Source organism: Pollutimonas bauzanensis (assembly GCF_040393045.1).
GTDB classification, from domain to species: Bacteria; Pseudomonadota; Gammaproteobacteria; order Burkholderiales; family Burkholderiaceae_B; genus Pollutimonas; species Pollutimonas bauzanensis_A.
Genome location: NZ_JBEBUX010000177.1, coordinates 1 through 7,297, shown reverse-complemented (window position 1 = coordinate 7,297; position 7,297 = coordinate 1). Strand labels below are relative to the sequence as shown.

Sequence of the window (7,297 nt, the reverse complement as noted above, 5' to 3'; positions counted from 1 at the left end):
CAGACAGGCGACTGATAGCCAAGCGAATAAAAGTGGGTATATGCTAGGAGACGAACTACCCAGGGAGTCCGGACGCCATGACTCGCAAGACACCCATCGAGCGTTATCGCAATATCGGCATCTCGGCGCATATCGATGCCGGCAAAACCACGACCACTGAACGCATCTTGTTCTATACCGGGGTCAGTCACAAACTGGGCGAGGTTCATGACGGCGCCGCCATCACTGACTGGATGGCACAGGAACAAGAACGCGGCATCACCATTACCTCTTCGGCGGTCACCTGCTTCTGGAAAGGCATGGGCAGCGCCCTACCCGAACATCGCATCAATATCATTGACACCCCCGGGCACGTAGACTTCACCATCGAGGTGGAACGCTCCATGCGCGTGCTTGATGGCGTTGTCATGGTGTATGACGCCGTAGGCGGGGTGCAGCCACAATCCGAAACCGTCTGGCGCCAGGCCAACAAAAACCATGTTCCACGTTTGGCCTTCGTCAACAAGATGGATCGCATCGGTGCCGATTTTTTGCGTGTACGCCAGATGATGGTGGACCGCCTGCACGCCAATCCAGTCCCCATCGTCCTTCCGATTGGGTCCGAAGACTCCTTCACAGGGGTCGTGGACCTTGTCAGGATGAAAGCCATCGTGTGGGATGACAGCACGCAGGGCGTCAAGTTCGCGTTCGAAGACATTCCCGCGGAGCTCCTTGAGCTGGCAAAGACATGGCGTGAAAAAATGCTGGAAGAAGCTGCACAGGCCAGCGAAGCACTTATGGACAAGTATCTGCAAAACGGCAACCTGGACGAAGGTGAAATCATCTGGGGCTTGCGCATCCGCACGATTGCGGGCGAAATCCAGCCCATGCTGTGCGGCTCGGCCTTCAAAAACAAGGGCGTGCAACGCATGCTGGATGCCGTCATCGAGTTCCTGCCCTCCCCTGTCGATATCCCACCCGTCACTGGCACAGACGACAACGGCAAGCCCGTTACCCGGCGGCCAGCCGATGACGAAAAATTTTCCGCATTGGCCTTCAAGCTGATGTCAGATCCTTTTGTGGGCCAGTTGACGTTCGTACGTGTCTACTCCGGCGTGTTGAATAAGGGAGACAGTGTTCTGAATTCGATCAAAGGCAAGAAAGACCGCATCGGCCGTATTGTGCAAATGCGCGCCAATGAACGCCTGGAAATAGAAGAAATCCACGCGGGCGATATCGCTGCCTGCGTCGGCCTGAAAGACTTCACCACCGGGGACACTTTGTGCGACATTACCGCGCCCATCACGCTTGAACGCATTACATTCCCTGATCCGGTTATTGCCCAGGCCATTGAACCCAAAACCAAGGCAGATCAGGAAAAAATGGGCAGTGCCTTGCAGCGCCTGGCATCCGAGGATCCTTCATTTCACGTGCGCACAGACGAAGACTCAGGCCAAACCATTATCTCGGGAATGGGCGAGCTGCATTTGGACATCATCGTCGACCGTATGAAGCGGGAGTTCGGGGTCGAGGCCAAGGTGGGCAAACCTCAGGTGGCTTATCGCGAAACAATTCGCAAGCCGGTTTCAGGGATAGAGGGCAAATTCATTCGGCAGTCGGGCGGCAAAGGCCACTACGGCCATGTGGTGCTCACTGTCGAACCCAATGAACGTGGCAAGGGCTTCGAATTCTTCGATGAAATAAAAGGCGGCGTGGTGCCGCGAGAATATATCCCCGCCGTTCAAAAAGGGGTAAGCGAAGCGATGAACAGCGGCGTGCTGGCAGGCTTTCCCGTGGTCGACATCAAGGTGCGCCTGACCTTCGGTTCCTACCATGATGTGGATTCTTCAGAACAAGCGTTCAAGATGGCTGCCATCCTCGGTTTCAAAGAGGCCTTCAAGCAAGCGGCCCCCGTCATTCTGGAGCCCATCATGGCTGTGGAAGTGGAAACGCCCGAGGAATATGCCGGCCATGTCATGGGCGACTTGTCATCGCGCCGCGGTGCTGTCCAGGGCATGGATGACATGAGCGCCGGCGTCAAAGTCATTCGGGCCGAGGCGCCCTTGTCGGAAATGTTCGGCTACTCCACCACATTGCGTTCGGCCACCCAGGGGCGCGCCACCTACACAATGGAGTTCAAGCATTACGCCGAAGCGCCACGCCAAATTGCAGACGTGGTCACCACAAGCAGCGCCAGGTAACCCCTTATCGGGACTCGAGGCTACACCGCAGGCGCCCGCCGCAACCGGTTTTCCATCCAACGAAGCAAACCCGCGAGTCCCGCGACCATCCAGGCAAGCGGCCCCAGAACAAACCTCAGCAACAGCATGATGGGAAGCAGCACGAGTGTCCAGCCTACGACCTGCACTAGGCCAACGGGTAGACCCAGCTTTTCCGCTGCGGAACCAAGTAGGGAATTGATCACGCTGGGATGCCGGATGGCAATATAGGCCAGCACAGCCGGCGCACCATACTTCACCATTCTGGCTCCAACCACGCTACCGCGCCATAAACCGGATCCAAGTGCTGCCGAACGCTGGGAAAAGGTCAGGGAACGGCCTCCTGCCGCCGTAGCCCTGCCCATGCGAAGCACCTTGAGCGCACCGACTCCGACTGCGACGTCCAGCGCCGCCCACCCCACGTCGCTGACAACTATTGGCTCATCCCGGCGAAACTTGGTTTCCAAGCCTTTCAGGCCGCCTGCGAAGAAGTTATTGATGCCTTCCAGGACGCGCTCCGTTTGAACCCACCGCACATCACCATTGGAATTCACCACGAATTGACCAAGGAAATCGTAGCCTTCGGCCTTGATGAACTGAACGGCATACCAGCCCCGCTCTTCGCTCGATAGCGGCCCATTGGCAACGGCTTGCTCAGACTCGCTACCGCTCCATAACCGCCGAACCGCGTTCACAGCTGATCGGGCGGTCTCGTTCAAGCCACGCATCACCTCCAGCGTAAATACTTCATTCGTCAAAAAGTAATGTATGGGCAGGATGACGTCTTCCCCATACTGGCGAAGCACATCCTGGAACTCCAGACGGTCTCCGAGAATCAACAAAATGGGCGTGGCGATATTGGGATAACGCAGCAGCGCCAGCCTTGCCTTCGTCGCCAATACGCGATCGTCCGCGTAAGCAAGAAAAAGCGCCTGCAGCTCGGCAGGTTCGGCAGCCAGCAAATCCGCGTATTCCGGCATGACTTGCTCGACCTGCAGATGCAGCAACTGCGCCTCTAAAGGTTTAGGCTTGTATAAACTAGTGATCAGCAGCGCGCCGAGTAGAGCAAGCAGGCTGGCGACAAGTATGGTTTTCATATCGCGCGCTCGGTAGTGTGCAACCAGGAGCGTTCACTGTAGCAGATGCGGCAGGCCCATTGCAGGCCCGCCATTGCCGTTCTTTTACTTCGTAATATTACGTTCCTTAATGATCTTGCCCCATTTGTCGTACTCTTTCTTTATATAAGCGGCGAACTCCTGACGCGTGGTCGGCTGCGGCGTCATACCGAATTCCGTCAGTTTCTTTTGCACCTCGGGGTCGTTCAGGACTTTAACGATTTCTTCGTTCCAGCGATCAAGAATGGGATCCGGTGTTTTACCCGGAGCAACGAAAGCGTACCAGTTCAGCGCCTCGAAGCCGGGGTAGCCCGACTCGGCAACCGTCGGTATTTCGGGCAGGTAAGCTGGGCGTTTCAGCCCTGTCGTTGCCAACGGAATGAGCCTGCCGTCTTCCACGTAAGGCATTGCCGTCGGGGGTGCCGAAAAATACGATAGCACCCGTTCGCCGAGCAGATCCTGCATGGCTTGTGCACCGCCCTTATATGGCACATGTACCATGTTGACACCTGCTTCCATGTTCAACAGCTCACCTGCCATGTGCGAGGCAGCCCCGAAGCCCGACGAGGCAAAGTCCACTTTCTCAGGAGCAGACTTGGCCAGATCCAGGAATTCCTTCAGCGTCTTCACGCCACCAGCCTTATGCACCACAAGTACGTTGGGAAAATTCACACCACCTGAAATGGGCGCCAAATCCTTTAAAGGATCGTAAGGCAAGTCCATTAGATGGGGAGAAATGGTTAGCGGTCCGACCGAGCCTAACAGCAGCATGCTGCCGTCGCTCGGCCCGGTGGCCACATATTGGTGGGCAATATTGCCGCCCGCGCCGGGCTTGTTGATGATGGCGATCGAGCGGCCGGTGTTATGCCCCAGTCGTTCCGCGATCAGGCGGGCGGACGTGTCGGCAGCGCCGCCAGCGACAAAGCCGACGACTAGGGAAATGGGCCTGTCAGGCAAATCCTGGGCGGCGTGAGCCGCTGACATGATTAGCGCGCCTGCAGACAGCATCAGGATACTTATAATTTTATTCAACTTCATGAGATGTCTCCTTCATTTTCAAAGCTACTTTCAGTCAGCCCCAGCAGGCGCCGTTTTAGGTTGTCGTTTTTCCACGGCGTAGCGCAGTAGCGCGGCACTACGGAAGAAACCATGCGCAAACTTGCTGTAAGGCATGGTCAAGAAAAGGGCCATGACTGCACCCAGGTGTAAACAAAGCAATAAGGCCATCGCCGACGTACCGCGCCCCAACCACAAGGCAAGGCCGCTGGCGCTGATCAAAAAGAGCAGCGCAATAAAGCCCAGGTCCATTGGCTTTTGTGCTGCATCACCATGCAGGGGGTGGCGCCGGCGATGCAGGTACCAAAGCCCGGCAGTACCTATCATCAATGCGACACCGCCCACGGCCCCAAGGATCTTGGGCAGGCTGGGCAAGTCGTAGGGCGCCTGCAATCCAAAGACGTAGTGATACACCGTAGCCAGGCTTGTTGCGGCAAAACACAACATAAACCCATAGAAAGTAAGGTGATGGAAACGCCTGCGCGACAAAGTGAATTTATCGTCTTCGTTGTTGCATCCTTCGCCGTGGCCGCCATCAAGGTATTTCAGTTGCAATACGGCGCTGGTGGCCTCAAGCGCCGCTGGTGTACTGGCCGGCGCACCGCTGGTCGCCGGGCCGATATCGCCCAGGAAACGACGCAAGCCCATACCAAGCGCCAGAAGGGCGAACAGGAATACCGGTGCGAACAACCCTACCAGCAAGTTGTGCGGAAAGACCTTGTAGAAGTTGCCAGCAACGGCACTGCTCCACAACCCGCCACCCATGGCAACGGCAAGTACCAGAAAAAGCGCCAGGCCGGCAGCCAAGGCCATTGTCAGCACCAGGCTGTTGCGCTCGTATAGTTTGCCCAAGGCCGGCGGCCATGCGTAATCTTTATATGTTTGTCCGCGCACCTGCGCCATGACTTGCGGCACGTTAATGGCAAATTCATGCGGTGGCGCATATTGACAGGCATGCAAACAGGCGCCGCAATTGTGGCACAGGTTGGCAAGGTAGTGAACGTCGGCCTTTTCAAACATCAAGCGTTGCGTCATGGCTGGGAACATGGCGCAAAATCCTTCACAATAACGACAGGCGTTGCAAACTTGCAGTTGCCGTGCCGCTTCGGCCTCTGAGGCAGTCAGGGAAATCGCCCCTGAACCCAGTTCCAGGGCTTCGCTAGTCAATGCTTCAAGCTGTTGCATTATCAGCCTCCTGCTGGATGACGTTTTCTACGCCCAAAGCGGCCTCGGCGGCCTTGGTTCCGGCAATGCGCCCAAAAGCCGTGCCTATCGACATGCCGATACCTGCGGTATAGCCCTTGCCCAGCACGTTCCCGGCCATCATTTCGCCGGCTACGAACAGGTTGTCGCTTGGCTTGTCATTGAAGCGTACGGCAGCAGTCTCATCGGTCAAAAGACCTTGATACGTAAAGGTCACGCCGGGCCGCAGTGCATAGCCATAGAACGGCGGCTGGTCCAGGGGCAAGGCCCAGTGCGTTTTCGCGGGCGACAACCCTTCGGTGTGACAGTCGTCCAGTTTGGTGTGGTCAAAAGTGCCGACCTTACAGGCGGAGTTGTAGCTGTTTAGTGTTTGCATGAATACGTCAGTGTCCAGGCCAAGCTTGGCGGCAAGCTCCGGCAAACTGTTGGCCTTCTCGCCAGGAAATACGGGCGGCATGAAACGCCCTACCGCTTTGCTGTCAATGATGGAATACGCGGTCTGCCCTGGCTGGTTGGCCAGCAACCGACCCCATATGGCGTAACGCTTGGGCCAGAAATCTTCGCCTTCGTCGTAGAAGCGCTGTGCGTCGCGGTTCACCACCACACCCAGCGATACGCAGTCGATACGGGTGCATATGCCGCCGTCATACAAAGGCGCGCGCGCATCAATGGCCACCATGTGCGCCTGCGTCGGGTCCCCGATCTTGTCGGCGTTCTGTACTTCGAACATGTGCTTCAAGAGCACACCCTGATTGAACCGTGTCCCACGGATAAGGAAGTTGTCCACCGGCCATTCACCACGTTCGTTCTGGCCCCAGGCCTCACGCAGCCACTCGCGGTTCGACTCGAAGCCGCCGGCTGCCAATACGCAAGCACGGGCCTCGATACGCTCACCTTTCGCATAAGCGGCAATAAAGCGCCCATCGCGGATTTCAAGGGTATCGACCGGCGAGTCGTAACGGATTTGTATTCCCAGATTCTCGGCGCTTCGGTAGTAGGCATTGATCAGCGCCTTGCCGCCGCCCATGAAAAAGGCATTGGTGCGCGCCACATGCAGTGCACCCGACAACGGCGGCTGAAAATGAACGCCATGCTTGCGCATCCACCCCCTACAGGTCGAGGACGCGCGGATAACAAGACGAGCCAGCTTTTCGTTGGTCTGCCCGCCGGTCACGGCAAGCAGATCGCGCCAGTACTCTTCTTCAGGATAAGCATCTATCAGTACGTCTTGGGGCGCGTCATGCATACAGCGCAAGTTCCGCGTGTGCTGGGAGTTCCCGCCGCGCCACTCGCGTGGCGACGATTCGAGCACCAGGACACTAGCGCCCGCTTCGCGTGCGCACAAGGCGGCGCACAGGGCTGCGTTGCCTCCACCAATTACAAGTACATCGAACATGAATGGGTCCATCTAAGGCTACATATTCTGCGTACTGTAGTCGTGTTCCTATTCGTCCGCTACGGGGCATATGACGATAGGTATTCACAAATAGTGAAGACTTCATCCGGCTAGATGGTAAGTTCGGCGCCCGGCCAATGGCCTTCTGCTACCAGCGTGCGCATGACATCGACAAGTACAACCCGCGCGGCCAAGCCAGCGGGAGACAACTGGTCGTCAGAAAGGCTTGCCACAATATTGCGGCGCACCATTTTGTCGTGCAATAAGGGGATGCGAAGCAACTGCTTATCGTTGGCACGGACCACCGCCGCACCCGGCTGTATCGTAGC

Annotated in this window: 5 protein-coding genes and 1 pseudogene; 1 reads left to right on the top strand and 5 read right to left on the bottom strand. The window is 57.1% G+C overall.

All coding sequences use genetic code 11. The annotated features are described in order from the left end of the window. Window positions 1-77 precede the first annotated feature (77 nt). Window positions 78-2,180: an elongation factor G gene (gene fusA / locus ABWO67_RS18510; protein WP_353154542.1), complete on the top strand. Its 2,103-nt coding sequence runs from the start codon at window positions 78-80 to the stop codon at window positions 2,178-2,180. A gap of 20 nt (window positions 2,181-2,200) precedes the next feature. On the opposite strand, the gene ABWO67_RS18505 is transcribed toward fusA, so the two are convergent. From ABWO67_RS18505 to ABWO67_RS18485, 5 genes and pseudogenes are all read right to left on the bottom strand, one after another. Then, on the bottom strand, window positions 2,201-3,295 hold the full coding sequence (locus tag ABWO67_RS18505; protein WP_353154539.1) for a hypothetical protein: 1,095 nt from the start codon (window positions 3,293-3,295) through the stop codon (window positions 2,201-2,203). An 84-nt stretch (window positions 3,296-3,379) separates the two neighbouring features. Next, the gene (locus ABWO67_RS18500) at window positions 3,380-4,321 is read right to left on the bottom strand and encodes a Bug family tripartite tricarboxylate transporter substrate binding protein (RefSeq protein WP_353154545.1); all 942 of its coding nucleotides are present in this window, start codon (window positions 4,319-4,321) and stop codon (window positions 3,380-3,382) included. A gap of 60 nt (window positions 4,322-4,381) precedes the next feature. Beyond that, the gene (tcuB, locus tag ABWO67_RS18495; RefSeq protein ID WP_353154535.1) at window positions 4,382-5,554 is read right to left on the bottom strand and encodes a tricarballylate utilization 4Fe-4S protein TcuB; all 1,173 of its coding nucleotides are present in this window, start codon (window positions 5,552-5,554) and stop codon (window positions 4,382-4,384) included. Beyond that, window positions 5,541-6,968 (bottom strand): FAD-dependent tricarballylate dehydrogenase TcuA, encoded by a 1,428-nt coding sequence (tcuA, locus tag ABWO67_RS18490; RefSeq protein ID WP_353154531.1) that lies wholly within the window; start codon window positions 6,966-6,968, stop codon window positions 5,541-5,543. The genes tcuB and tcuA overlap by 14 nt, the downstream gene beginning before the upstream one ends. 110 nt (window positions 6,969-7,078) lie before the next feature. Then, window positions 7,079-7,297, bottom strand: a pseudogene (locus tag ABWO67_RS18485) (LysR family transcriptional regulator); the annotation flags it as partial.

Excerpts from the sequence above, each read along its gene's own strand:
- tcuA (WP_353154531.1), bottom strand. The coding sequence starts at position 6,968 with ATGTTCGATGTACTTGTAATTGGTGGAGGCAACGCAGCCCTGTGCGCC.
- fusA (WP_353154542.1), top strand. The coding sequence starts at position 78 with ATGACTCGCAAGACACCCATCGAGCGTTATCGCAATATCGGCATCTCG.
- tcuB (WP_353154535.1), bottom strand. The coding sequence starts at position 5,554 with ATGCAACAGCTTGAAGCATTGACTAGCGAAGCCCTGGAACTGGGTTCA.
- ABWO67_RS18500 (WP_353154545.1), bottom strand. The coding sequence starts at position 4,321 with ATGCTGTCTGCAGGCGCGCTAATCATGTCAGCGGCTCACGCCGCCCAG.
- ABWO67_RS18505 (WP_353154539.1), bottom strand. The coding sequence starts at position 3,295 with ATGAAAACCATACTTGTCGCCAGCCTGCTTGCTCTACTCGGCGCGCTG.